This is a genomic window from Aeromonas sp. 84A, from assembly GCF_051919345.1.
Taxonomy (GTDB): Bacteria; Pseudomonadota; Gammaproteobacteria; order Enterobacterales; family Aeromonadaceae; genus Aeromonas; species Aeromonas veronii.
Window position 1 is genome coordinate 563,311 of the sequence record NZ_JBQBEW010000001.1, and the last position, 24,422, is coordinate 587,732.

The 24,422-nt window shown below is 60.5% G+C and carries 22 protein-coding genes, 1 tRNA gene and 1 pseudogene; 17 read left to right on the forward strand and 7 right to left on the reverse strand.

Features of this window, described 5'->3' with window-relative positions; translation table 11 throughout:
• Nucleotides 1-70: 70 nt before the first annotated feature.
• From potA to ACTG20_RS02660, 5 genes are all read left to right on the forward strand, one after another.
• On the forward strand, nucleotides 71-1,225 hold the full coding sequence (potA, locus tag ACTG20_RS02640; RefSeq protein ID WP_005340704.1) for a polyamine ABC transporter ATP-binding protein: 1,155 nt from the start codon (nucleotides 71-73) through the stop codon (nucleotides 1,223-1,225).
• A complete protein-coding gene (locus ACTG20_RS02645; RefSeq protein ID WP_005340703.1) occupies nucleotides 1,222-2,127 on the forward strand; it encodes an ABC transporter permease subunit in 906 nt (301 codons plus the stop codon). Before potA ends, ACTG20_RS02645 begins: the two co-directional genes overlap by 4 nt.
• A complete protein-coding gene (locus ACTG20_RS02650) occupies nucleotides 2,124-2,969 on the forward strand; it encodes an ABC transporter permease subunit (RefSeq protein ID WP_372587403.1) in 846 nt (281 codons plus the stop codon). The genes ACTG20_RS02645 and ACTG20_RS02650 overlap by 4 nt, the downstream gene beginning before the upstream one ends.
• Nucleotides 2,970-3,014: 45 nt before the next feature.
• On the forward strand, nucleotides 3,015-3,719 hold the full coding sequence (locus tag ACTG20_RS02655) for an MOSC domain-containing protein (protein ID WP_194494841.1): 705 nt from the start codon (nucleotides 3,015-3,017) through the stop codon (nucleotides 3,717-3,719).
• Nucleotides 3,720-3,874: 155 nt separating this feature from the next.
• A tRNA-Pro gene (locus ACTG20_RS02660) sits at nucleotides 3,875-3,951 on the forward strand.
• Nucleotides 3,952-4,210: 259 nt separating this feature from the next.
• On the opposite strand, the gene ACTG20_RS02665 is transcribed toward ACTG20_RS02660, so the two are convergent.
• Together ACTG20_RS02665 and ACTG20_RS02670 are read right to left on the reverse strand one after the other, a co-directional pair.
• A complete protein-coding gene (locus tag ACTG20_RS02665) occupies nucleotides 4,211-4,738 on the reverse strand; it encodes an AbiTii domain-containing protein (RefSeq protein WP_005356927.1) in 528 nt (175 codons plus the stop codon).
• A 124-nt stretch (nucleotides 4,739-4,862) separates the two neighbouring features.
• Nucleotides 4,863-5,327, reverse strand: coding sequence for a thioesterase family protein (locus ACTG20_RS02670; RefSeq protein ID WP_042054246.1), 465 nt, complete (start codon nucleotides 5,325-5,327; stop codon nucleotides 4,863-4,865).
• Nucleotides 5,328-5,460: 133 nt separating this feature from the next.
• Here ACTG20_RS02670 and recQ point away from each other — a divergent pair, with 133 nt between their 5' ends.
• Nucleotides 5,461-7,296, forward strand: a complete 1,836-nt coding sequence (gene recQ / locus ACTG20_RS02675) for an ATP-dependent DNA helicase RecQ (RefSeq protein WP_194494840.1) — start codon at nucleotides 5,461-5,463, stop codon at nucleotides 7,294-7,296.
• Between the two features lie 67 nt (nucleotides 7,297-7,363).
• On the opposite strand, the gene ACTG20_RS02680 is transcribed toward recQ, so the two are convergent.
• On the reverse strand, nucleotides 7,364-7,666 hold the full coding sequence (locus ACTG20_RS02680; RefSeq protein WP_005340687.1) for a c-type cytochrome: 303 nt from the start codon (nucleotides 7,664-7,666) through the stop codon (nucleotides 7,364-7,366).
• Between the two features lie 105 nt (nucleotides 7,667-7,771).
• Between ACTG20_RS02680 and ACTG20_RS02685 the strand changes: the two genes are divergently transcribed.
• The 3 genes from ACTG20_RS02685 (at nucleotide 7,772) to ACTG20_RS02695 (ending at nucleotide 10,331) form a co-directional block, all read left to right on the forward strand.
• A complete protein-coding gene (locus ACTG20_RS02685; RefSeq protein ID WP_194494839.1) occupies nucleotides 7,772-9,199 on the forward strand; it encodes a protein adenylyltransferase SelO in 1,428 nt (475 codons plus the stop codon).
• Nucleotides 9,200-9,209: 10 nt separating this feature from the next.
• A complete protein-coding gene (locus ACTG20_RS02690) occupies nucleotides 9,210-9,497 on the forward strand; it encodes a DUF3630 family protein (protein ID WP_194494838.1) in 288 nt (95 codons plus the stop codon).
• Nucleotides 9,498-9,656: 159 nt separating this feature from the next.
• Entirely contained in the window at nucleotides 9,657-10,331 is a 675-nt protein-coding gene (locus ACTG20_RS02695; protein ID WP_194494837.1) for a 7-cyano-7-deazaguanine/7-aminomethyl-7-deazaguanine transporter, read from the forward strand.
• Nucleotides 10,332-10,601: 270 nt separating this feature from the next.
• On the opposite strand, the gene rraA is transcribed toward ACTG20_RS02695, so the two are convergent.
• Nucleotides 10,602-11,087 (reverse strand): ribonuclease E activity regulator RraA, encoded by a 486-nt coding sequence (gene rraA / locus ACTG20_RS02700; protein ID WP_005340678.1) that lies wholly within the window; start codon nucleotides 11,085-11,087, stop codon nucleotides 10,602-10,604.
• A gap of 146 nt (nucleotides 11,088-11,233) precedes the next feature.
• On the opposite strand from rraA, the gene ACTG20_RS02705 reads away from it, so the two are divergent.
• Together ACTG20_RS02705 and ACTG20_RS02710 are read left to right on the forward strand one after the other, a co-directional pair.
• Nucleotides 11,234-13,087 (forward strand): methyl-accepting chemotaxis protein, encoded by a 1,854-nt coding sequence (locus tag ACTG20_RS02705; protein ID WP_150997884.1) that lies wholly within the window; start codon nucleotides 11,234-11,236, stop codon nucleotides 13,085-13,087.
• A 122-nt stretch (nucleotides 13,088-13,209) separates the two neighbouring features.
• A complete protein-coding gene (locus tag ACTG20_RS02710; protein WP_005355447.1) occupies nucleotides 13,210-13,860 on the forward strand; it encodes a chromophore lyase CpcT/CpeT in 651 nt (216 codons plus the stop codon).
• A 100-nt stretch (nucleotides 13,861-13,960) separates the two neighbouring features.
• On the opposite strand, the gene rpmE is transcribed toward ACTG20_RS02710, so the two are convergent.
• On the reverse strand, nucleotides 13,961-14,176 hold the full coding sequence (gene rpmE, locus ACTG20_RS02715; protein WP_005340673.1) for a 50S ribosomal protein L31: 216 nt from the start codon (nucleotides 14,174-14,176) through the stop codon (nucleotides 13,961-13,963).
• 147 nt (nucleotides 14,177-14,323) lie between these two features.
• On the opposite strand from rpmE, the gene priA reads away from it, so the two are divergent.
• On the forward strand, nucleotides 14,324-16,531 hold the full coding sequence (gene priA / locus ACTG20_RS02720) for a primosomal protein N' (RefSeq protein ID WP_181269756.1): 2,208 nt from the start codon (nucleotides 14,324-14,326) through the stop codon (nucleotides 16,529-16,531).
• Nucleotides 16,532-16,595: 64 nt separating this feature from the next.
• Here priA and ACTG20_RS02725 read toward each other — a convergent pair whose 3' ends face one another.
• The gene (locus ACTG20_RS02725; protein WP_194494836.1) at nucleotides 16,596-17,660 is read right to left on the reverse strand and encodes a hypothetical protein; all 1,065 of its coding nucleotides are present in this window, start codon (nucleotides 17,658-17,660) and stop codon (nucleotides 16,596-16,598) included.
• Nucleotides 17,661-17,827: 167 nt separating this feature from the next.
• Here ACTG20_RS02725 and ACTG20_RS02730 point away from each other — a divergent pair.
• The 5 genes and pseudogenes from ACTG20_RS02730 to dtd all read left to right on the forward strand — a co-directional run bounded on the left by ACTG20_RS02730 (nucleotide 17,828) and on the right by dtd (nucleotide 23,731).
• Nucleotides 17,828-19,260: pseudogene (locus ACTG20_RS02730) on the forward strand (DUF2867 domain-containing protein).
• Nucleotides 19,261-19,429: 169 nt separating this feature from the next.
• Nucleotides 19,430-20,656, forward strand: a complete 1,227-nt coding sequence (locus tag ACTG20_RS02735) for an aromatic amino acid transporter (RefSeq protein ID WP_005355439.1) — start codon at nucleotides 19,430-19,432, stop codon at nucleotides 20,654-20,656.
• Nucleotides 20,657-20,910: 254 nt separating this feature from the next.
• Entirely contained in the window at nucleotides 20,911-22,152 is a 1,242-nt protein-coding gene (locus tag ACTG20_RS02740) for a malic enzyme-like NAD(P)-binding protein (protein ID WP_071913998.1), read from the forward strand.
• 176 nt (nucleotides 22,153-22,328) lie between these two features.
• Nucleotides 22,329-23,201: a virulence factor BrkB family protein gene (locus tag ACTG20_RS02745; protein WP_041209731.1), complete on the forward strand. Its 873-nt coding sequence runs from the start codon at nucleotides 22,329-22,331 to the stop codon at nucleotides 23,199-23,201.
• Between the two features lie 92 nt (nucleotides 23,202-23,293).
• Nucleotides 23,294-23,731, forward strand: coding sequence for a D-aminoacyl-tRNA deacylase (dtd, locus tag ACTG20_RS02750; protein ID WP_033138812.1), 438 nt, complete (start codon nucleotides 23,294-23,296; stop codon nucleotides 23,729-23,731).
• Here the strand turns inward: dtd and ACTG20_RS02755 are convergent.
• Nucleotides 23,720-24,400, reverse strand: coding sequence for a spermidine synthase (locus ACTG20_RS02755; RefSeq protein ID WP_194494884.1), 681 nt, complete (start codon nucleotides 24,398-24,400; stop codon nucleotides 23,720-23,722). The genes dtd and ACTG20_RS02755 overlap by 12 nt on opposite strands.
• Nucleotides 24,401-24,422: the final 22 nt, after the last annotated feature.

Below are 24,422 nucleotides of genomic sequence, written 5' to 3' on the forward strand. Positions count from 1 at the left end.
CCCGTTCGGGGGCGCCAAATCGCTTTTATGGATCGGCCGCAAGGCCGGTATCACGTTGGGGAGTTTGGTAATGGCGATAGCCTCCAGTGCCTACAAGAAAGCCCTCGAGGGCAGTCAGCAGCGCAAAGAAGTGCTGGTGAAAATTGATCGGGTAAGCAAGCAGTTCGACGAAACGCTGGCGGTCGATAACGTATCTCTCAATATTCACAAGGGGGAGATTTTCGCCCTGCTCGGCGGGTCCGGTTCCGGCAAATCGACCCTGCTGCGGATGCTGGCCGGTTTCGAGCGCCCGACCGAGGGGCGGCTGTTCCTCGACGGGGTCGACATCACCGACATGCCCCCCTATGAACGCCCCATCAACATGATGTTCCAGTCCTACGCCCTGTTCCCCCATATGACGGTGGCCCAGAACATCGCCTTTGGCCTCAAGCAGGATGGCCTGCCCAAGGCCGAGATCGATGCCCGGGTGGAGGAAATGCTCAAGCTGGTGCAGATGACTCAGTATGCCCGTCGCAAACCGCATCAGCTCTCCGGTGGCCAGCGCCAGCGGGTGGCGTTGGCCCGTTCCCTGGCCAAGCGTCCCAAACTGTTGCTGCTGGATGAACCCATGGGGGCGCTCGACAAGAAGCTGCGATCCAAGATGCAGCTGGAGCTGGTGGAGATCATCGAGCGGGTCGGGGTTACCTGCGTTATGGTGACCCACGATCAGGAAGAGGCCATGACCATGGCGGAGCGGATCGCCATCATGCACCTCGGCTGCATCGAGCAGATCGGCAGCCCGATGGATATCTACGAGACTCCGGCCAGTCGGCTGGTGTGCGAGTTCATCGGCAACGTCAACCTGTTTGACGGCCTGCTGGTGGAGGATGAGCAGGACCACGCCACCATCGCCTGCGCCGATCTGGAGCAGCCCATCTATGTGGGCCACGGCATCAGCTCCCGCGCCGAAAACAAGAAGGTGACCTATGCCCTGCGGCCGGAAAAACTGCTGATGAGTCTGCAAAAGCCGGAGGAGATCGAGCACCCGGACTTCAACTGGACCAAGGGTGAGGTCTATGACATCGCTTATCTGGGCGGTCACTCGGTTTATCACATCCAGCTGCCCTCGGGCAAAATCGTTCAGGCTTTCATCGCCAATGCCGAACGCCACGGCAAGCGGCCAACCTGGGATGACCAGGTGTTCCTCTACTGGGAAGATGACAGCGGCGTGGTGCTGCAATCATGAAGTTCTTGCAACGACTGAAGCGGGTCGGGGGGCGCCGACTGGTGATTGGCATCCCCTTCTTCTGGCTGTTCCTCTTCTTCCTGCTGCCCTTCGTCATCGTGGTGAAGATCAGTTTTGCGGAAGCGGATGTGGCGATCCCGCCCTACACCGATGTGGTGAGCTGGGCCGACAATCAGCTCACCATCCTGCTCAACATGGGCAACTACCTGCTGCTGCAGGAGGATGAGCTCTATATCGCGGCCTATCTGGGCTCCCTCAAGATGGCCTTCGTCAGTACTTTGCTCTGCCTGCTGATTGGCTATCCGATGGCCTACTCCATCGCTCGGGCCAACAAGGAGACCCAGACCGTTCTGCTGCTGCTGATCATGATGCCGACCTGGACCGCCATTCTGATCCGGGTCTATGCGTGGATGGGGATCCTCAGTAACAACGGCCTGCTCAACAGCGTCTTGCTGGGGATCGGGGTGATCGACGAGCCGCTGCAGATCCTCAATACCAACCTGGCGGTCTATATCGGCATCGTTTACTCCTACCTGCCCTTCATGGTGCTGCCGCTCTACGCCAATCTGGTCAAACACGATCAGAGCCTGCTGGAGGCGGCCTCCGACCTGGGGGCCCGCAACCTGACCCGCTTCTGGCAGATCACGGTGCCGCTCTCCAAGAACGGCATCATCGCCGGCTGCATGCTGGTGTTCATTCCGGTGGTGGGAGAGTTCGTTATTCCGGAAATGCTGGGCGGCCCGGAGACCCTGATGATCGGCAAGGTGCTGTGGCAGGAGTTCTTCAACAACCGCGACTGGCCGGTTGCCTCTGCGCTGGCGGTAGTGATGCTGGCGGTGCTGATTATTCCGATCATCCTCTTCAACCGTAACCAGGCCAAAGAGCTGGAGGGCAAGGCATGATGAAGCGTTTCGGTTTTGCCAAACTGATGCTCTGGCTGGGGCTGCTGTTTATCTACCTGCCCATGATCATCATGGTGATCTACTCCTTCAACGCCTCCAAGCTGGTGACGGTGTGGGGTGGCTGGTCGCTCAAGTGGTATTTCGGCCTGCTCGATAACAAGCAGCTGATCGGGTCTGTGTTCCGCTCGCTGGAGATCGCCTTCTACACCGCGATCGCCGCGGTGGCGCTGGGGACGGTGGCAGCCTTCGTGCTGACCCGAATTCCCCATTTCCGTGGTCGCACCCTGTTCGGCGGCATGGTGACGGCGCCGCTGGTGATGCCCGAGGTGATCACCGGTCTGTCGCTGCTGCTGCTGTTCGTGGCGATGGCCCAGCTGGTGGGCTGGCCCGCCGAGCGGGGCATGCTGACCATCTGGATCGCCCACACCACCTTCTGTACCGCCTACGTGGCGATCGTGGTGTCGGCGCGCTTGCGGGAACTGGATCTCTCCATTGAGGAGGCGGCGATGGATCTTGGCGCCAAGCCGTGGAAGGTGTTCTTCCTGATCACCATCCCGATGATTGCCCCCTCGCTGGCGGCAGGCGGCATGATGTCGTTCGCCCTGTCGCTGGATGATCTGGTGCTGGCGAGCTTCGTCTCCGGCCCGGGTTCGACCACCTTGCCGATGGAGGTCTTCTCGGCGGTGCGGCTCGGGGTGAAACCCGAGATCAACGCGGTGGCCAGCCTGATCCTGCTGTCGGTATCGCTCTTTACCTTCGGCAGCTGGTATCTGATGGCCAAGGCAGAGAAGCGCCGTCGTGCCGAGATCGCCATGACCACCCAGATGCAGGCCGTGGTCTGACGCCATGATAAGATCCGCCTACTCTCGTCAACCTGGAGGATGAGTATGCGGGTCTCTCTTTTTAGCGGTCGTGGCACCGAGCTGGTGCCCGGCCTCACCAGCGCTATTCACAAGCAACCGATCTCTGCACCAGTTCGCTGTACCTTTGCCGGTCTGGAAGGGGATGAGCAGTGTGACCTGCGCCACCACGGTGGCCCGGATCGGGCGCTCCACTACTATCCTGCCGATCACTATCTCTGGTGGCAGACCTGGCAAACCGCACTGGGCTTGCCTGCGCCACGTACACCCTGGCAACCTGCCGCCTTTGGCGAGAACCTCTCCGGTATCGGGCTGACCGAGGCGCAAGCCTGCATCGGCGATGTCTATCGGCTCGGTGAGTCACTGATCCAGATCAGCCAGCCGAGATCCCCCTGTTTCAAGCTCAACCAGCGCTTTGGCTATGGCCAGATGTCGCAGGTGATGCAGCTGGGTGGCCGCTGTGGCTGGTTGCTGCGGGTGCTGGAGGAGGGCATGATCGCGCCTGACACGGCCATGGAGCTGATAGACAGACCCTATCCCGAACTGACGGTGAAGCGCACGGCGGACATTCTGTTCAATCAGGTGCGCAATGAAGCGGATCTGCTGATGTTGCTGGAGAATCCGGCCCTCTCCCCCAACTGGCGCCAGCATGCAGCAGACTGGCTGGAGCATGGCACTGTGGCTGACTGGCAGCGCCGTCTGCTGGGGCCAGCATCCCTGCGCCTGGCCTGACGGCCGGTTACCGGAATGTCACCTGCTGGCTGCAGTCCGGTAAACGGGTGAAAAAAGTGCTGAATAGTTGAGCAAATGGCACTTTTTTTCCTGCCAAACACAAAAAAGGCTTGTGTCGAGTCTGGGCTTTCGGTAAATTTCCGTCCCGCAGACATCGGTGTGTAGCGCAGCTTGGTAGCGCACTTCGTTCGGGACGAAGGGGTCGGAGGTTCGAATCCTCTCACACCGACCAAATTTGAAAAGGCCGCTCAATAGAGCGGCCTTTTTGCATTTCCCTTCCAGTTACTCGGCTTTTCATTAGCTGCTGACCTGTTACCTGGCCAAGTGATCTGACTTGCAGTATGCAGGGTCGAAGCAAGACCACAGACATTAAAAGGGCCACCGCTCGGTGGCCCATCGGTGGAGTCTGATCCTGACTCCGGCACTCTAGATTGTGGCAATCTCGCTATGGGTCTTGTCTATGGTGCCCTCCTTGCGCGCCAGGCGCTTACTCAGATATGCCAGTGCTGATGCCGCAAAGCCTTGAAACTGTGTTGAGGCAGCAAGGCCGCGTGCTTGGGGTACTCACTAATGAAATGTTCTATTCCCTCCATCAGTTGTGCACGTAATGAAATCACGGGCTCATGCCAGGCTTGCAGGCATAAATGGCCGGGGATCAACTGCTCCTGATAATCTTCTAGCAGCTGTTCTGGCCAGGGTTCAATACCGGAATTGCGTTGCAGCAAATAGTGGGCGGCGGGTTCACGGGCATAAATGAACTGAATTTGGGCCAGATCGCGTTGGCATAGCGTTTGACTGTTGATATGACAGGTCAAATATTTTCCCGTTTTCAGATCCAGAAAGTGACCGCGTTGCCGACAGGGAACGATGCGATACCAAGGCAGGGGTGAGGAGAGAGAATACCCCTCAAGCTCCTGTTCCAACCAGTGGCGACACTCTGGTGTCTGCACCTCGTCGAGCATGGACTCGAGCTGTGTCAACAAGGCTCTGGATGGTTTGATGGCCAGTTTCGCACTCATCGCCTGCAATCCTCCCTCTGCACACAATCCCGACTATCAGTATGGACCTTGTTCGGCCAGAGGGGGTAAGGAATCTAATGATTAAAATTGGATTAGCCGCGTGGTTTTTATGCACTAATTTGGTTCAACCCACCAGATAGGTACCAGTGCCGAAGGCGATGTGAGTGCCCTCTTCGTTGTGCAGCTCCATCCGGGCTACCGCGACCTTGCTGCCAGCCCGGATGATGTGGGCGGTGGCGATAAACTCGTTGCCGCGTCCCGGGCGCAGGTAATCCACCCGCAGATCTATGGTGCCGAGGCGGGCGAAGCGCTCCTTGAGATAGCTGGGGGAGAACTCCTCCAGCTCGTCGATGCAGGAAGCGGCGACGATCATGCCACCCGCCACATCCAGCAGCGTGGCGGTGACGCCGCCGTGCAGGATGTTGTGGAAAGGGTTGCCGATCAGCTTGTCGTCCATCTTGATGCGCAGTTCCACCTTGTCGAAGTCGTAGTGGGTCACCTGCATGCCGATCAGCTTGTTGAACGGCATCTTCTCGGCAAACAGGTTGGCAATGCCACTGAGCGCCATCTTCTTGAGCATCTGTTTCATTCTCTGATCCCAATCCTTGTCATCAAAGCCGAGTAAAAACTCCAGCCAGTCTGCAACAGTTCCTTAACAGTCGCAATGGCAGGTTTATTGTGGGCGGCGGCTGCTTTAGAATGGCGACCCCAAAGGAGAGCCCATGACCGCGATTGCCGAAACCCTGCCAGATCCTCAGCCAGAGAGTCCGCTTGCCCTGCTGCAGGCGGTCTTCGGCTATCAGCAGTTTCGGCCGGGTCAGCTCGAAATCATCGAGCAGATCGTCGCGGGGCGCGATGCGCTGGTGCTCAAGCCCACTGGCGGCGGTAAGTCGCTCTGCTACCAGATCCCGGCACTGCTGCGGCCCGGGCTCGGTGTGGTGGTCTCTCCCCTAATTTCGCTGATGAAGGATCAGGTCGACAGCCTGCGCGCCAACGGCGTAGCGGCGGTCTACATCAACTCGGCCCTCAGTCGGGAGGAGATGATCCAGAACTTCGCCGCCATGCGCCGCGGTGAGATCAAGCTGGTCTATGTCTCCCCCGAGCGACTGTTGCAGCACGAGTTTATGGATCGGCTGGCCGAGCTGCCGCTTGGGCTGTTCGCCATCGACGAGGCGCACTGCGTCTCCCAGTGGGGCCACGATTTCCGGCCTGAGTATGCGGCGCTGGGGCGGCTAAAACAGTGGTTCCCACAGGTGCCTGTGGTAGCGCTGACCGCCACTGCCGACGAGGCGACCCGCAGCGACATGCTGCACCGGTTGGAGCTCAACGATCCCTTTATTCACACTGCCAGCTTTGATCGCCCCAATATCCGCTACAGCCTGGTGGAGAAGTTCAAGGCGGCCGAGCAGCTGCTGCGTTACGTGCAGAGCCAGAAGGGCAACTGCGGCATCGTCTACTGCTCCAGTCGCAACCGGGTGGAGGAGGTGGCCGAGCGGCTATCCCGCCACGGCTGCAAAGTCGCGCCCTATCATGCTGGGCTGCCGCTCGAGCAGCGTCAGCAGACCCAGGATGCTTTCCTCAAGGATGACATCGAGATAGTGGTGGCGACGGTGGCGTTTGGGATGGGTATCGACAAGCCCAACGTACGCTTCGTGGTGCACTACGACATTCCGAAGAACATTGAATCCTACTATCAGGAGACCGGCCGTGCCGGGCGTGATGGCACCCCCGCCGAGGCGCTGCTGCTCTACGATCCCGCCGACATCGGTCGGGTGCGCCGTCTGCTCGACAACATCGAGAATCCCCAGCAGTTGCAGGTGGAGCAGTACAAGCTCAACGTGATGGCAGCCTTTGCCGAGGCGCAGACCTGTCGCCGCCAGGTGCTGCTCAACTACTTTGGCGAGTACAACGACAAGCCATGCGGCAACTGCGATATCTGCCTCGATCCGCCCAAAAGTTATGACGGCACCGAAGATGCCCAGAAGGCGCTCTCCTGCGTCTGGCGGGTGGGGCAGAATTTCGGGGTGGGTTATGTCGTGGAGGTGCTGCGCGGGTCGCTGAACCAGCGCATTAAGGATCACGGCCACGACAGGCTCTCGACCTACGGCATCGGCAAGGATCAGAGCCACGAATACTGGATGAGCGTGATCCGCCAGCTGATCCACAAGGGGCTGCTGACCCAGAACATCACCCGCAATCTGGTGCTGCAGCTGACCGAGGCGGCCCGCCCCGTGCTGCGTGGCGAGGTGAAGCTGGAGCTGGCGGTGCCCCGCTTGCAGCCCATCTCCAGCCGCAAGGAGAAGCGCAATGGCCTGCTCGACAACGCCAACTACGACAAGCGACTGCTCAAGGCGCTGCGCGGCCTGCGCAAGCAGATTGCCGAGGATGAAGAAGTGCCGCCCTACGTGGTATTCAACGATGCGACCCTGGTTGAGATGGCTCAACTGATGCCGATGACCGAAGACGAGATGCTGGCCATCAACGGCGTCGGGCACCGCAAACTGGAACGCTTCGGTGAAGCCTTTATGGACCTGATCATCGATTACTGCCGCCGGTAGGGTCGATTAGGCAACCTAATCGACCACGGTAAGCGCGGCTCGGAAGAACCTGGGGTCAGACGCGAGGTTATTTCAGGCTGGCGTAGAAGGCGGCCAGATTGTCGATATCCGCATCGGTCAGCGGCGCCATGAAGGGGTCCATCAAGGGCTCTTTGCGGGTGCCATCCTTGAAGGCTTTCAACTGTTTCACCAGATAGGCGGCATTCTGACCCGCCAGATGGGGATAGTTGGGGATCATCGCCTTGCCTTCCACCCCGTGACAGGCAGCACAGACCGCCGCCTTGGCTTTGCCTGCCTCGATATCGGCAGCCTTGGCCTGATGACCCCACGCCAGTGCCAGCAAGGGCAGGGCATATACCCATTTTTGCATCTTCTTCTCCTTGAATTGAAAAATGATGGTCGCCAGTTAGCGCAAGCATGGCTGACGGCAGTATAAAGAGTGACACGAGCATACGCAGGGACGAATGGCACAACCATGAAGTTGATCAACACTTTTGCGACCGAGTTGCCCTGGGCCTGTGAACCCGTGGCCCCCCAGCCGCTGCAGCAGCCCCGGTTGCTTCATCTCAACCGGGCTTTGCTGGATGAGTTGGGGCTGGGAGGCGTCAGCGAGGCTGACTGGATCGCCTGTTGTGGCGAGGGAAAGGTGCTGCCCGGTATGCAGCCGGTAGCGCAGGTCTATGCGGGCCATCAGTTTGGGGGTTATAGCCCACGGCTTGGGGATGGTCGCGCGCTGCTGCTGGGTGAGCAGCTGGCGCCGGATGGCCAGCGCTGGGATCTGCACCTGAAGGGGGCAGGAAAGACGCCGTTTTCCCGCTTTGGTGACGGTCGTGCCGTGCTGCGCTCCAGCATCCGCGAGTATCTCGCCTCCGAGGCGCTCCATGCCCTCGGCATCCCGACCACCCGGGCGCTGGTATTGGTGGGGAGTCAGGAGCCCGTTTATCGCGAGCAGGTTGAGACAGGGGCGACCGTGCTGCGTACCGCCCCCAGTCATCTGCGCTTCGGCCATATCGAGTATTTCGCCTGGAGCGGGCAGGGAGAGAAGATCCCGCTGCTTATCGACTATCTGCTGCGCCACCACTTCCCCGAGCTGGAGAGTGGCGCCGAACTGTTTGCCGAAGTGGTGCGCCGCACCGCGCGGTTGATTGCCAAATGGCAGGCTGCGGGGTTCTGTCACGGGGTGATGAACACCGACAACATGTCGCTGCTCGGCTTGACGCTGGATTATGGCCCCTACGGCTTTATCGATGCCTATGTGCCAGATTTTGTCTGCAACCACTCGGATCCGGCGGGCCGCTACGCGCTGGATCAGCAGCCCGCGGTCGGTTACTGGAATCTGCAAAAACTTGCGCAGGCGCTGGCTGGCCATGTAGACGGTGATGCGCTGGCTGCAGCGTTGGCCCAGTACGAGCAGCAGCTGATGTTGCACTACTCCGAGCTGATGCGGGCCAAGCTCGGACTGGCGGTGTGGGAGGAGGATGACCCGGCGCTGTTCCGCGAGCTGTTCCGGTTGCTGGCGGCCCACAAGGTGGATTACCACCTGTTCCTTCGCCGTCTCGGTGAGGTGACGCAAGAGGGGGCGTGGCCCGCATCTCTGCTGGTCCTGTTGCCTGAACCACTGGGTTGGCAGGCGTGGCTGGAGCGCTATCGGGCGCGGCTAATGCGCGAAGGCAGCGAGGATGCCGTGCGCAAGGCGCAGATGGATGCCATCAATCCCAAGTATGTGCTGCGCAATGCGCTGGCTCAGCAGGTGATAGACGCCGCCGACGCAGGGGATATGCGGCCGTTCGAGCGGCTGTTCGCCGCCTTGCAGCGCCCCTTTGATGAACAACCCGAATATGAGGATCTCGCCACCCCGACTCCGGCATGGTATTGCGGTGGTGAGCTCTCCTGCAGTAGCTGAGAGACAGGGAATGAGTTGGCAAATCAAACAGGTAGATAGCGAAGCTGGCGTGGTGACGCTGGATTGTCCGGCACTCGATTGGGACACGTTCCCGCTGTTGGCGCAGGCCTTGCTGCGAGAGTGGGAGCTGCAGCCGCTCGAGCAGGATGCGGGGGCCGACCGCCATAGCTGGTTGCTGGAGTTTGAAGGGAGCCTGTTTCGGCTGGAGTACGAACATTACAGCGGCTGCTGGCTGGAGGCGGTGCGCCCGGCGGATCGGGAGGCGCTGCTCTGGCTCGCCAGACAGCACAAGGTGTGACTATCGCCCACAAGGCCTGCTCTGCCGCAGGCCAACCTGGACAAGCGTAATCGCATAAAGATTGAACTATCGGTTTGGGGGCGTATAATCTCGCCCCTCGATTATCGCCAATGGTGGCGATATGGGTTCCCTAACCCCATTAACCAAAAAGGTCACAAGATGAATCTGACCCCTGCGCAGTACCAAACGGCGCTCGTTCGCCTATCGTTGTTCCACATTCTGATCATTGCCAGCAGCAACTATCTGGTGCAGCTGCCGATCACCGTGTTTGGCTTCCATACCACCTGGGGTGCGTTCAGCTTCCCGTTTATCTTCCTGGCGACCGACCTGACGGTGCGGATCTTCGGTGCCGGTCTGGCACGCAAGATTATCCAGACCGTGATGCTGCCAGCACTGGCGGTTTCCTATGCGCTCTCCGTACTCTTCTTTGAAGGGAACTTCCAGGGCGTTGGTCATTTGGCCGAATTCAACCTGTTCGTGGCGCGTATCGCGCTGGCCAGCTTTATGGCCTATCTGGTAGGGCAGTTCATGGATGTGGTGGTGTTCAACCGCCTGCGTCTGCTCAAGCAGTGGTGGATTGCGCCAGCGGCCTCCACCCTGTTCGGTAATCTGGTTGATACCATCGCTTTCTTCAGTGTGGCCTTCTGGCGCACCACAGATCCTTTCATGGCAGAGCACTGGGTCGAGATCGCAACCGTCGATTACGTATTCAAGTTGCTGATAAGCCTTGGTTTGTTCGTGCCGCTCTACGGTGTCTTGCTGCGCTACCTCAGCCGCAAGCTGGTGGGCGAGGCCGGATTATCCAGCCTGCAAACGGCCACCCGGCAAGCCTGACCAGATTGACCACCCTTCGCGGTGGTCAATTTTTTTGCACTTTCTGCAAATAGCGCTTGCCTAGTTAAATGAGAATGATTATTGTTAACTTGTTTTCCGGGAAAGACTTCATTCGTTCCAACGTGATGGACTTCTTGTGAAGGCACGACATTGCTCACATTGCTTCCAGTTAAGGGCCAGTTTATCTGGCCCTCTTTTTTTGTCATTTTTCAGCAAGTTGCAGACATAAAAAACGGGAGCCAAAGCTCCCGTCGTCACGCTGTCTGTGGCTTACTCGATATCGAGTGCCTCGGGGGAGAGGATCACCCCTGTGGTATCGGCGTAGAGGTGGTCGTCAGGCAGGAAGGTCACGCCACCGAAGTTGACCGGCAGATCGGTCTCCCCTACATCCTTGCTGTCGGCACCGACCGGAATGGCTGCCAGTGCCTGAATGCCGATATCCAGATCTTCCAGAATATCGACTTCGCGGACGCAGCCGTAGCAGACAATCCCTTCCCAATCATTCTCGGCCGCCGTGGTGGCGATGTCGCTGTCGATCAGGGCGCGGCGCATAGAGCCACCGCCATCGATCAGCAAGACGCGTCCCAGTCCGTTCTCTTTGACGAGTTCACGGATCAGGCCATTCGATTCGAAGCATTTGACGGTGGTGATGACGCCGCCGAAAGAGGCGCGGCCGCCGAAGGAGCAGAGCATGGGCTCAAGCACATCCACCATGTCCTGATAGATGTCGCACAGTTCAGAAGTATTGTATTCCATAGTGTCAAATCCACGGCTGGAAACAGGTGCAACCAGTATAAGGAGTGGGTGTGGCATTTCAATGAATATTCCTTGCACAGATCACCAGTCGCCGCTTTTCTGCATAAGCTCAATGCAGTTCACTGCCAGTTTGCGAGAGGTCTATCGTGCTTATCCGTCATAAGTTGATCCTGAATACCGTGCTGGTTGCCGTTGCCATGCTGGTACTGAGCGGCCTGTTTATCTACTCCAGCCAGGTGCACCGTCACCTGACCGAAGCTCAGCGCAATATCGACCAGCTGGAGATCGCCATGCTCAACTTGCGGCGGGCCGAGAAGGATTTTCTGATCCGTAAGGATATGACCTTCGTCGAGCGCTTCAATCAGGGGCTGTCTGACTTTCACCAGCACAACCGGGAGCTGGTGACCGATGACAATCTGGCGGCCGTCGAGGGGGAGCTGACCAGACTGGATCAGCAGATCAGCGGCTATGGCAAAGCCTTCAACGATCTGGTGGCCCAGCAGCAGAAGATTGGTCTGGGGCCGGAGGAGGGGCTCTATGGCAAGCTGAGGGCGGCGGTGCATGAGGTGGAGAATGGGCTCAAGCAGCTGGATCAGCAGGGGTTGCTCATCACCATGTTGCAGCTGAGGCGGGCGGAGAAGGACTTCATGCTGCGCTCCGATATCCAGTATCTGGAGCGTTTTGAAACCTTGCACAAGAGTTTTCAGGATAGCCTTGCCACTTTGCCGGAGGCGGATCGCGGCAAGCTGGAGCAGGCCAGCAAGCAGTACCGGCAGGACTTTGTGGCGCTGGTGCAGGGGATGCAGGTACTGGGGCTGAAAGAGGATGAGGGGCTGCGCAACCAGATGCGGGATCTGGTGCATCAGACCGAACAGGGGTTTGCCGCCGTCGATCAGCACATTGTCGCTGAGCTGGAGCGGCAGAGCGCTCGCCTCAACAGCCTGATGCTGGTCTGTGGCGGTGTGATTGTGGTGCTGATCGGCATCATGAGCGTGTTGCTGGGGCGCAGCATCGACCGTCCCATTACTCAGGTGAATGATACCGTCAACCGCATTCGTCAGGATAATGACCTGCGCCTGAAGATAGATCTGCGCGGGGCAGATGAAATGGCCCAGCTGGCAGGCAATCTCGACGTGATGCTGGGCGGGTTTCGCGACCTGATCGGCGATGTGAAGCAGAGCGTGCACACCCTGACCGAAGCAGCGGATCACCTTTCGGCCAACGTCAAGCGCACCAGTGAAGGGGCGGCGCGCCAGCTGCAGGAGACCGACATGGTAGCAACCGCTTCCACCGAGATGGGCTCCACCATCGAAGAGATCGCCCGCAACACCGAGCAGGCGGCCAACAATGCGCAGGCGACCAACAACAAGGCGATGGAGGGGCGGGCTGCGGTCGAGAATACTGTCGAGCAGATCCGCTCGCTGGCGGGCAATCTGGAGAGCTCATCTCGCGAGGTGAGCCAGCTGCAAAAAGAGAGCGAGACCATCGGCTCTGTGCTCGACGTGATCCGCGGCATTGCCGAGCAGACCAACCTGCTGGCCCTCAACGCAGCCATCGAAGCAGCTCGGGCAGGGGATCAGGGGCGCGGCTTTGCGGTAGTGGCCGATGAGGTGCGCAATCTGGCCATCCGTACCCAGAAATCGACCCAGGAGATCGCTGGCATCATCAGCTCGCTGCAGAAACAGACCGGCAGCATCGTCGAGGTGATGGCAACCTGCCGCGAGCAGGGCAACCGCAGCTCGGATCAGGCCAGTACCGCAGGGGAGTTGCTGGGGCAGATCACTCAGGATGTTACCCACATCATGGACATGAGCACCCAGATTGCGGCAGCCATCGAGCAACAGAGTCTGGTGGCCAACGAGGTGAACCGCAACGTCAACAACATCCGCGACATCGCCCAGGAGTCGAGCATCATGGCAGAGGAAAATGCGAGATCCAGCGAGGGCCTCAACGAGCAGGCCCAGCTGCTCAACAAGGCGGTGGCAAAATATCGGGTTTAGTGAGCGGACTGGCATCCTTGTGAGGTTTTTACACCAGAGTGGCAATGATTTGATCGTAATGGCTGTTATTGGGGAAATTCGCTCATATAATCGCCGCCACTATGATGATTCGGAAGGATTCGATGGCAAAGTTGCTGGTGGCCGCATTCGGGCTGCTCTGTTCCTGTCTGGTGTTGGCAGGGCCGGCGCCTCAGGCTACCCCACTCAAGCCCGGTATGGAGCCGCTACTCAGCTGGTTCAACGGGGCCTTTACGAGCCGGGAGCAGGCCAGTTACGACAGCCGCTTTACCAGTGCCGAGCTGCGCCTGATGGAGATCTGGCCCGGCTATCAGGGCTATCGCTGGGTCTATGCCGAGCAGTACCTGAGTCTGCGCTCCGTCCGTCCCTTCCGCCAGCGCATCTATCGCTTCTCCCCCGCCCCTGACGGGCGGATCCTGATGGCAGAGCTGACCATGCCCCGTGCCACCGATTTTGCCGGTGCCTGGCATGATCCCGCCCTGCTCGACAGTCTGACCCCGCAGCAGCTCTCCTTGCGCCACGGTTGCGAGATCTGGCTGACACGCACTCCCTCCGGCGAATATGCCGGTCACACCCGGGTGGGCCATTGCTCCACCGATTTTGGCGGTGCCACGACGCTGGTGCAGCATATCTGGATTGGTCCCGACAGCGTCAGATTGCTGGATCGCGCCTATGACAACGCAGGGAGCCCGCGCTGGGGTAGCCCGGGTGAGGGGTATGTCTATTTGCGTCGTTCCAAAGGATTTGGCCAGTAGGGGCGAATGCGTCTGGCTGCGGGAACATGAATGATGAAAAACAGGGATCGTAAAAAAGGCGCCCATTGGGCGCCTTTTTCAGAATTCTTCAGAAGTAAAATTACTTCTTGGTGGTCATCGCACCGAAACGCTTGTTGAACTTGTCTACGCGGCCGCCGCTAGAAACTTCTTTCTGCTTGCCGGTGTAGAACGGGTGGCACTCGGAGCACACGTCCAGGTTCAGATCTTTACCGATGGTAGAGAAAGTGTTGATGACGTTACCGCAAGAGCACTTGGCGGTGATGGCTACGTAGTCAGGATGGATACCAGCTTTCATGGACAACCTCAATTAATAGGCCGTGTCGCCATCCGATCTCTTGTCGGACACCACACGATTGTTGAACACAGTTTCAAAGGCTGCGAATAATATAGGAAATGCCTGAGATCAGGCAAGTGGCTTCGCAGAAAAAATAGGCAACCCCTGGTGAATTCTTCCCAAACGCTGGATCTGGTTCGTGTCGCTGTCCCGGTACCGTTACGCCGTCACTTCGACTATCTCTCTCCCCTGCCGTTACCTGCCCCCGGTTGCCGGGTCGAGATCCCTTTCGGTCCCCAGACCCTGGTCGGGCTGGTGGTGGATCATCCGGCCGACAGCCAAGTGCCCCGCAACAAGCTCAAGCCCATCAAACGGGTATTGGACACGGCTCCGGTGCTGGGGCCGGATATTCTGGCGCTGATGAACTGGAGCGCCAGCTACTACCAGCATCCGCTGGGGGAAGTGCTGCCCCACGCCCTGCCGGTGTTGGTGCGCAAGGGGGAGCCTGCCGCTTATCGCGAACTGGAGTTCTGGTTTGCCACCGAGGCTGGCATGGCCATCGACCTTAACGAGCTCAAGCGGGCGGCCAAGCAGCAGCAGGCGCTCGCCTTGCTGCGCAAGGGGCCGCAGACCCCCTCCGCCCTCAAGCAGGAGGAGATCCAGAGCGCAGCTCTCACCGCGCTGGAGAAGAAGGGGCTGCTGGAGAAGCGCTCGCTGGAGCCGAGCCACGATGGCGACTGGGCTGCCCGCTTTGAACCGGGGGAGGGGCTGCGCCTCAACGGCGAGCAGGCACTGGCCGTCTCCGCCGTTACCAGCCAGAGCGACAAGTTCGGCGCCTTTCTGCTGGATGGCATCACTGGCTCCGGCAAAACCGAGGTGTATTTAAGCATCCTCGAGCCCTTGCTCAAGGCGGGCAAACAGGCGCTGGTGATGGTGCCGGAGATCGGCCTCACCCCGCAGACCATCAACCGCTTCCGGCGCCGCTTCAACGTGCCGGTGGTAGCGATGAACTCCGCCATGAACGACAGGGAGCGGCTCGACGCCTGGCTCGCCTGTCGCGACGGCGGCGCCGCCATCCTGATCGGTACCCGCTCCGCGGTGTTCACCCCGTTTCACAACCTCGGCATCATCATCATCGACGAGGAGCACGACGGCTCCTTCAAGCAGCAGGACGGTTTTCGCTACCACGCGCGGGATCTGGCGGTGATGCGGGCTCATCGTGCCGGTATCCCCATCCTGCTTGGCTCGGCCACCCCGTCCCTGGAGACGCTGCACAACGCCCGCACCGGCAAGTATCACCATCTCACCCTGACTCGCCGTGCCGGTAACGCCCAGACCGCCCGTCAGGTGATCCTGGATATCAAGAACGTGCGGTTGCAGGCCGGGCTCTCCCCCCAGCTGGAGCAGCTGATGGCGGAGCATCTGGCGGCGGGCAATCAGGTGATGCTGTTTCTCAACCGCCGTGGCTATGCCCCGGCTCTTATCTGCCACCAGTGTGGCTGGAGCGCCGCCTGTGAGCGCTGTGATGCCTGGTACACCTGGCATCAGGCCGGACGACGGCTGCACTGCCACCACTGTGACAGCGTGCGCCCGTTGCCTCACCACTGCCCCGAATGTGGCAGCAACGAACTGATCGGATCGGGAGTGGGCACCGAGCAGTTGGAGCAGCTGCTCACGACGGTGTTCCCGCAATATCCGGTGGTGCGCATCGATCGGGACAACACCCGCCGCAAGGGGGAGCTGGAGACCCATCTCGGCGACATCAAGGCGGGCAAGTACAAGATCCTGATCGGCACCCAGATGCTGGCCAAGGGCCACCACTTCCCGGATGTGACGCTAGTGGGCCTGCTGGATGTGGATGGTGCCCTGTTCAGCGCCGATTTTCGCGCTGCTGAGAAACTGGCCCAGCTCTACACCCAGGTGGCGGGCCGTGCCGGTCGCGCCAGCAAACCCGGGTTGGTGGTGCTGCAGAGCCACCATCCGGAGCACGCCTTGCTGCAGGATCTGACCCAGAACGGTTACGGCCACTTCGCCGATACGGCGCTGAAAGAGCGCCGCCTGCTGGGGCTGCCGCCCTTCAGCTATCAGGGGCTGTTTCGGGCCGAGGCCAACGGTCGTGACGAGGTGCAGCTGTTCCTCGCCCGTCTCGCCGATACCTTGCGTAGTGCCCGCTATCCCCATGTTCAGGTGCTGGGGCCCATCAGCGGTTTTATGGAGCGCAAGGCGGGCAAGTTTCGCATGCAGTTGCTGGTGCAGGGGCCGAACCGGGCACCGCTGGCACAACTGCTGGACTGGGCGGTAAAGGAGCTGGAAGGCTGGCCTGAGACCAAAAGGGTGCGCTGGAGTCTGGATATCGACCCCACCGAGCTGAGTTGATGGTGCCGGAGCCGGTCGCTGGCAGAGCTCGTCAGCGACCGGGCTGCTGATTCCGTTTAAAGGCTCAGACCCGCAGATCGATCTGCTGCACCCAGCCTCCTTTACCCTGTTCGGTGAGATAGAGGCCGGATTGGCGCAGCACCCCCTGATTGCCGTTCTCCCCCAGATGGTTAAAGGGGGTGTCGAGGGGGCGCAGCAGGATGGCGCCGATCCCCAGTTCGACCAGCGCGATAGGTGCGTGCTCCGGATGCCAGAACTGCAGGGCTGAAAACTGGCTATCGCCCTCATCCAGCACCCCGTTGCCATCCTCATCCAGGGTTGCCAACTCGCCGAAGCCATTGCCGGAGCGAGCACCAAACAGCTCGCCCCCATCGTCTATGGTGCCGTTGCCATTGCGATCCAGCGCCACAAAGCCGCTCCCTTCACTCAAGCCCGGCAGGCTATCCTCTTTGCCATCCTGATCAATATCGAAAGTGACCCGTGCCTCGGTCAGATCGGCAATCTTGCCATCCAGACTGAGCACCAGCGGATCCTTGAGGGCATTGAGGGTGGTGCGCCGCTGGCTCACCTCCAGCTGACGCCAGTCGAGCACAAAGCCGAGATCGAGCTGCATAGTCTGACCATCTTGAGTCGCTACGCTGGCCGATGCCACCACGTTGAGCTGCTCCTGTTGCAGCAGGGTGTCAGTCACCTCCACCAGTTGATCCGGCTCGGCGGCTTGAGCCGTGGCGTCTCCTTGGGTCACCCCATCGCCTCCCTCTTCGGAGGGTTTGATCGGCTTGGGCAGCTCGATTTCGTGGCCCAGCATCGCCTCGATCATCAGCTTGATCAGCCGCTGGCGGTTATCCAGCCCATCGTCGGGAATGCCATCCTGCTCTTTGCCGACGTCCGCTGCGGGCGGTGTTGCCGCTTGCTGGCTGGCGACGGATTGCCTTGCGGTTTGCAACGTCAGGGTGCTGCTGCGTTCGCCGGCCACTGCCGCGTTGTTGCCTTCCGGTGGATTGACGATGGGTGGCACGGGCCCGAGGTTGCGCACCTTGCGGCTCTGGGCCTGTTGTTGCCGGTATTGCACCTCCCCCTGGAGGTCGTAGTGATCGATGCGCATACATTCGCCCTCGGCGCTATACATCTGGTCAGTTATCGACCGGTTAGTGAGCATGGCTTAACACCAAATCGGACTAATCAGGGAGGTGGTTAGTACTAGGTTGCAAGGTGGTGGCGTGGCAGGATGATGGGCATGCGGGTGCTGGTCCGTTTGCCCAAGCGCAGGTCGCAACATGTGAAGAGGAAGAGAGGATGAGAAATTGTATGGTGATGGGAGCGGCGGGCTATATCGGTTCCTATCTGGTGCCCCACCTGCAAACCCTGGGCTACAGGGTAATTGCCGGGGCGCGCCGTCCCTGCCGCTTGCCTGAGGGGGTGGAGTTTCGCCTCGCCGATAGCCTCAAGCCCATCACCTTGCTGCCTGCGCTGGCGGGCATAGATACCGTCTTCTATCTGGTGCATGCCATGGGGGCGGGGGCCGATTTTCATCGGCTGGAGCAGCAGGGGGTAAAGAACTTTGCTGCCGCCGCTCGTGCCGCCGGGGTGCGTCGCATCATCTATCTCGGGGCAATCCAGCCTGAGCAGTGCAACAGCCGCCATCTCAACTCTCGCCGCCACTGTGGCGAGCTGTTTCGCGACTCCGGTGTGCCGACGGTGGAGCTGCGCGCCGGCATCATCATCGGGCCCGGTTCGGCGGCGTTCGAGGTGATGCGGGATCTGGTGTTCAACCTGCCGATGATGGTGACGCCCAAATGGGTGCGCTCGCGCACGCCGCCGATTGCGCTGTCCAACCTGCTGCACTATCTGGGTGGGCTGGTGGAAGCCGACGAGGTGGATGGCCGCATTTTCAATGCGGTCGGCCCCGAGCTGCTCAGCTATCAGCAGCAGTTGCAGAAGTTTGCCGCCCATATCGGCAAGCGCTGCCCCATCATTCCCATCCCGTTTCTGAGCCCGCGCCTCTCTGCCTGGTGGCTGCAGTTTGTCACCTCGGTGCCGCAGCCGGTGGCCAAGGCGCTGGTGGGGGGCTCAAGCACGATATTCCGGCCGATGATGGCCCGCTGCAGGCCCTGCTGCCACAGACTCTGCTCAGCTTCGACGAGGCGTTGGCGGAGAGTCTGGCGCTGGAGCAGAAGCTGGGTGCCGAGCAGCAGGGGCAGGAGACGCCGCTTGGCCTGCGCTGGCGCCATCCCGAATATGGCTTCTACGACCGCACCGCCAGCGGCGAGGCCATCTGTCTCGCCTCTCCCGAGGTGGTGTGGCAGGTGTTGCAGCAGCTGGGGGGTGAGCAGCGCTACTTCTACATGAACCAGCTGTGGGTGGTGCGCGAATGGATGGATCACCTGATCGGCGGCCCGGCCCGCACCCGTGGCCGCACCAATCCCGATCGTTTCGTGAAGGGGGACATGCTCGACTCCTGGCAGATCCTCGGGGTGGATGAGGGGCGCAGGCTCGATCTCTTGTTCAACATGAAGGCCCCGGGCGTCGGGCGGTTGGAGTTCAACATCCTGCCGGAGGAGTCGGGTCTGACCCACATCCGGGTATCCGCTCACTGGCACCCGCAGGGCGCCTGGGGGTTGGCCTACTGGCTCGCCATGCTGCCGTTCCACCTCTTCATTTTTCAGGGGATGACCGAGGCCATCGCCCGTCAGGCCGAAGCGAGGGCAGGTATCCCGGTGATGGATTAACCCTTCTTCACACCATTCCCGCTGATAGAGTGCCCCGTTCGGGGCATTTTTTATGCGGCGGCTATGCCCGGTTATGGCAGATAGTGGTAGGCGTCTCATGGCAAAGGCTGGCATCATGCCGCGGTCTTGTTTACCGCGGATAGATAATCAGTCAGAAAAAGAAGGGATTATGAAGAAAAAACCGTCAATTTTGGGGGGCGCCTGCATCATTGCCAGCGTCTGCGTGGGAGCCGGCATGCTCGGTCTGCCGAGTTCGGGGGCGGGGGCCTGGACCCTCTGGTCGGTGCTGGCGCTGACCGTCACCATGGTGATGATGACCCTCTCCGGCTGGATGCTGCTGGAATCTTTCCAGCACCACGACATGCGGGTCTCCTTCAATACTGTGACTCGCGAGCTGCTGGGGGAGAAGCTCAATCTCCTCAACAACCTCTCGGTCTACTTTGTTGGCGGCATTCTGCTCTACGCCTATATCACCTCCTCTGGTGCCATCCTGCAGGGGATACTGGGGATCGACAGCAAGCTTGCATCCGTGCTGTTTGTGGCGCTCTTCTCTGCGGTGGTGTGGCACTCGACTCGCGCCGTTGACCGTATTTCGGTGGTGCTGATCGCCTTCATGATCCTCAGCTTCGCTCTCGGTGTGGCCGGTCTGCTCGGCAGTATCAAGCTGCCGACCCTGCTCGATCTGGCGGGTAGCGAGAGTCGCTACGCCCCCTATGCCATGGCGATGCTGCCGGTGGCGCTCACCTCGTTCGGCTATCACCACTCGGTTGCCTCCCTGCGTGCCTACTACCAGAACGAGCAGCAGGCCAGATGGGCCATTCTGGGGGGAACCCTGATCGCGCTGGCGCTCTACGTGCTCTGGCTGCTGGGGATCTTCGGCAACCTGCCTCGTCAGGATTTTGCTCCCGTGATTGCCAAGGGAGGAGACGTGAGTGTGCTGCTCTCCGCGCTTTCAGGGGTGATCGAATCGGAGAAGGTGGCCAGCGCCATTAACGGTTTCTCCATGGCGGCCATTCTCTCCTCCTTTATCGGGGTGGGGCTCGGGGTGTTCGACTATCTGGCTGATCTGTTCAAGTTCGACAACAGCCGCGCCGGTCGCTGCAAGACCTGGGCGGTCACCTTCCTGCCGCCGCTGGTGCTCTCCCTGCTCTTCCCGTTCGGCTTCCTGCTGGCTATTGGTTATGCCGGTGCCGCCGCCACCATCTGGACCTGCATCATCCCGGCACTGCTGGTGTTGCGCACCCGGGCGCGGGCCGAGCGGGGCGAAGTGACACCCCACTTCGTTACCCCAGGCGGCAAGCTGATGGCCTGGTTGCTGATCCTGTTCGGTTTGGCGACGGCGCTGTTCCACTTCCTGTCGATGGCGAATTTGCTGCCGGTCTATCTGGGCAACTGAGTCAGGTCTACAGAACTGACAGAAAGGGCGGCAAGGCCAACTTGCCGCCCTTTTTGCTCTATTTTTACCCCACATAGCAGGATCTATAACTAAAGTGGTAGGTGTTGGTGGGGTAAGTTGCTGAAATAACTGGTCTGATCTGGCTAATGGCAGCATGATCTGCTGGGCATGCCCACCGCTTTCTTTTATCATCCCCGCCCTTCTGCGTGCCCCCTGTCGGCACCTCATTTGCACCAACCACATCGGGGTCCCCCATGTCCGATCTGCGTCAAGAAGCACTCGATTACCACGCCCAGCCCGTACCGGGCAAAATTGCCATCGCCCTGACCAAGCCCGCCGAAACCGCCCGCGATCTGGCGCTGGCCTACAGCCCGGGTGTTGCCGAGCCGGTGCGCGAGATCGCCGCCAACCCGGCCGATGCCTATCGCTATACCGGCAAGGGCAATCTGGTGGCCGTCATCTCCAACGGCACCGCCATTCTGGGGCTGGGCAATCTGGGGCCGCTCGCTTCCAAGCCGGTGATGGAAGGCAAGGCCCTGCTGTTCAAGCGCTTCGCCGGCATCGACGCCATCGACATCGAGGTGAAGCACGAGACCAGCCAACAGTTCATCGATACGGTGGCGGCTATCGCCGATACCTTCGGCGGCATCAATCTGGAAGATATCAAGGCACCTGAGTGCTTCGAGATCGAGCAGGCGCTGATCGAGCGCTGCGATATTCCGGTGTTCCATGATGACCAGCACGGCACTGCCATCGTCACCGCCGCCGGTCTGCTCAATGCGCTGGAGATCCAGGGCAAGCTCATCAGCGACAGCCGCATTGTGTGCATGGGGGCGGGGGCTGCCGCCACCGCCTGCATGGACCTGCTGATCAAGTGTGGCGCCAGAGCGCACAACATCTTCATGCTGGATCGTCAGGGCGTTATCCACACCGGCCGCAGCGATCTCAACAAGTACAAGCAGCGCTTCGCCAACGAGACCCCGCTGCGCACCCTGATGGATGTCATCGAAGGGGCGGATGTGTTTGTCGGTGTCTCCGGCCCCGATGTGCTGCCCGCCGAGGCGGTCGCCCTGATGGCGCCCAATCCGGTGATCTTCGCCTGCTCCAACCCGGACCCGGAGATCAAACCGGCGCTGGCCCACGGGGTGCGCAGCGACCTCATCATGGGCACCGGTCGCTCCGACTACCCGAACCAGATCAACAACGTGCTCTGCTTCCCCTTCATATTCCGCGGCGCCCTCGATGCCCGTGCCAGCCGTATCAACGATGCCATGAAGATTGCCGCGGTCGAGGCGATCCGTGCACTGGCCAAGGAGCCGGTGCCGGCCGAGGTGCTGACCGCTGCCGGGGTCAGCGAGCTCGCCTTCGGCAAGGATTACGTCATTCCCAAGCCGATGGATGCCCGTCTGCTGCCGCGGGTTGCCCGCGCCGTGGCGCTGGCGGCGGTGGCCTCTGGCGTTGCCCGCATCGAGCTGCCTGCGGACTACATGCTGTAATCCGGCATTGCAAACGGCCCCATAGCGGGGCCGTTTTTATCTCTGCTTCTGGCGACAGTCGGAGGCGTAACCCGGGCGACAGGTTGGGGGAGATGGGGGCAAATCGGGTTCAAAGGTGGTCAAACAGCACTCGCCTCTGACACAATATTGCCACTATGACGCTAACGAGAATCAAGATGCAGCAGCCTGTCAGCGGCCGTTTGGCCCACGCCCTCTCCTTCTTGCGCCATGATGGTCGCCACTTTGCCCAGTTTGTCTGGGGCCGTTTCCAGCAGGACAGATTGACGGTCACTGCCGGCTATCTGGCCTATGTCACCCTGCTTTCGCTGGTGCCGATGATCGCCGTGGTCTTTGGCATGATGTCCGCCTTCCCGGTGTTCCAGAGCCTCAAACAGGCGATGGAGCAGTTCGTCTACCACAACTTCGTACCGACGGCGGGAGAGGTGCTCAAGGAGTACATCGACGGCTTCGTCGCCAATGCCACCAACACCACTGCGGTGGGGATCGGGGCGCTGGTGGTGGTGGCGCTGATGCTGATCTCCGCCATCGACAAGAACCTCAACTACATCTGGCGTTCGACCCAGGGCCGCCCGCTGGCGCAGGCGTTTGCCATGTACTGGATGATCCTCACCCTGGGGCCCGTGCTTATCGGGGCCAGTATCGCCATCTCCTCCTACATCTTCTCGCTGCGGCTGTTTGGCGCCGAGAGCCTGTTCGGCATCGGCTATCTGCTGCTGCGCGGCTTGCCGTTCCTCTTCTCGGTGCTCACCTTCCTGCTGGTCTATACCGTGGTACCGAACTGCAAGGTGCGGCTGGCCCACGCTTTTATCGGCGCGCTGGTGGCGGCGACCCTGTTTGAGCTGGCCAAGCGCGGCTTTGCCATCTACATCACCAGCTTCCCCTCCTATCAGGCCATCTACGGCGCGCTGGCGACCATCCCGATCCTGTTTGTCTGGGTCTATTTGAGTTGGCTGGTGGTGCTGCTTGGTGCGGAAACCACGGCCTGCCTCGGTGAATACGAGAAGCCAGCCAGTGAAGAGCTGGGCTAAGCCATCGCCTTGGCCACCGGTTTATTGGTAGCATCGACGACCGCCCCTGCAATCGAGCCGGGGCGGTCGTTCTGTTTTGAGAGGAGAGGGATGTGATTGCACTGATTCAGCGGGTCTCCGAGGCCAGCGTGACCGTTGAGGGGGAGGTGACCGGCGCCATCGGTCAGGGGCTGCTGGTGCTGCTCGGGGTGGAGCAGGGGGATGATGAGGCCAAGGCCGACAAGCTGCTGCACAAGGTGAGCGGCTATCGGGTCTTCAGTGACGAGAATGGCAAGATGAACCTCAATGTCAGCCAGATCGGCGGCAGTCTGCTGGTGGTCTCACAGTTTACCCTGGCGGCCGACACCAAGAGCGGGATGCGCCCGAGCTTCTCCTGCGGTGCCCACCCGAGCGAGGCAGAGCGCCTCTATGACTACTTCGTGGCGAAGGCTGCTGCCAGCGGCATCCCGACCGCAACCGGGCGTTTTGCCGCCGACATGAAGGTGGCGCTGGTCAACGACGGCCCGGTTACCTTCTGGCTACAGGTCTGAGGATGCCTGATCCCGCGGTATGACGTGGACAATCACGTTGATGAGCCCTGCGACCGGATAGGGGGTAGCCGGGCCAATCCACTGTTCTATCAGCGTCAGGGCGTGGGTTAGCTCCCGTTCGGTGCGCGGCAGCAGGTTGATGACCAGAGTGCCGTTCAGCCGGGGAGCCAGCGCCCGGTAGAGCCGCTCCTGAAACAGCAGCAGCGGGTTGCCATCCTGACTGAAGAGATCGAGCAGGATGAGATCGTACTGCTGTTCGCTCTGCTCCAGAAAGGCGAGGGCATCGGCCTGATGGAGGGCCGGAGCGGCGCGTTCATCGCTCTCCAGATGCTGGAAAAACTGCTGATAAACGGTCAGCACCTCTTCGTCGAGGTCAACGCACTCGTGGCGGGCATCGGGCCAGCGCTGACTCAGATGGCGGGTGAGATCGCCGCCACCCAGCCCGAGTTCGAGGATCTGCCCGGCCTGTTCCGGCAGCAGGCAGGCGATGACTCGCTGATGGGGCAGACAGAGGGCGGCGGGGTCGGCGAGCGACATGGCGGATTGCACCACGCCGTCTATCTCCAGCCAGCGGTGCTGCTCATTTTCCTGCACGGTGAGGCGGCGCTGGGGTTTGACGCTGAGGTGCAACAAGTGATCGGCTTGGTACGCTTGCAGATTGAAGTCCATGAATTTGCACGGCAAGATGGTT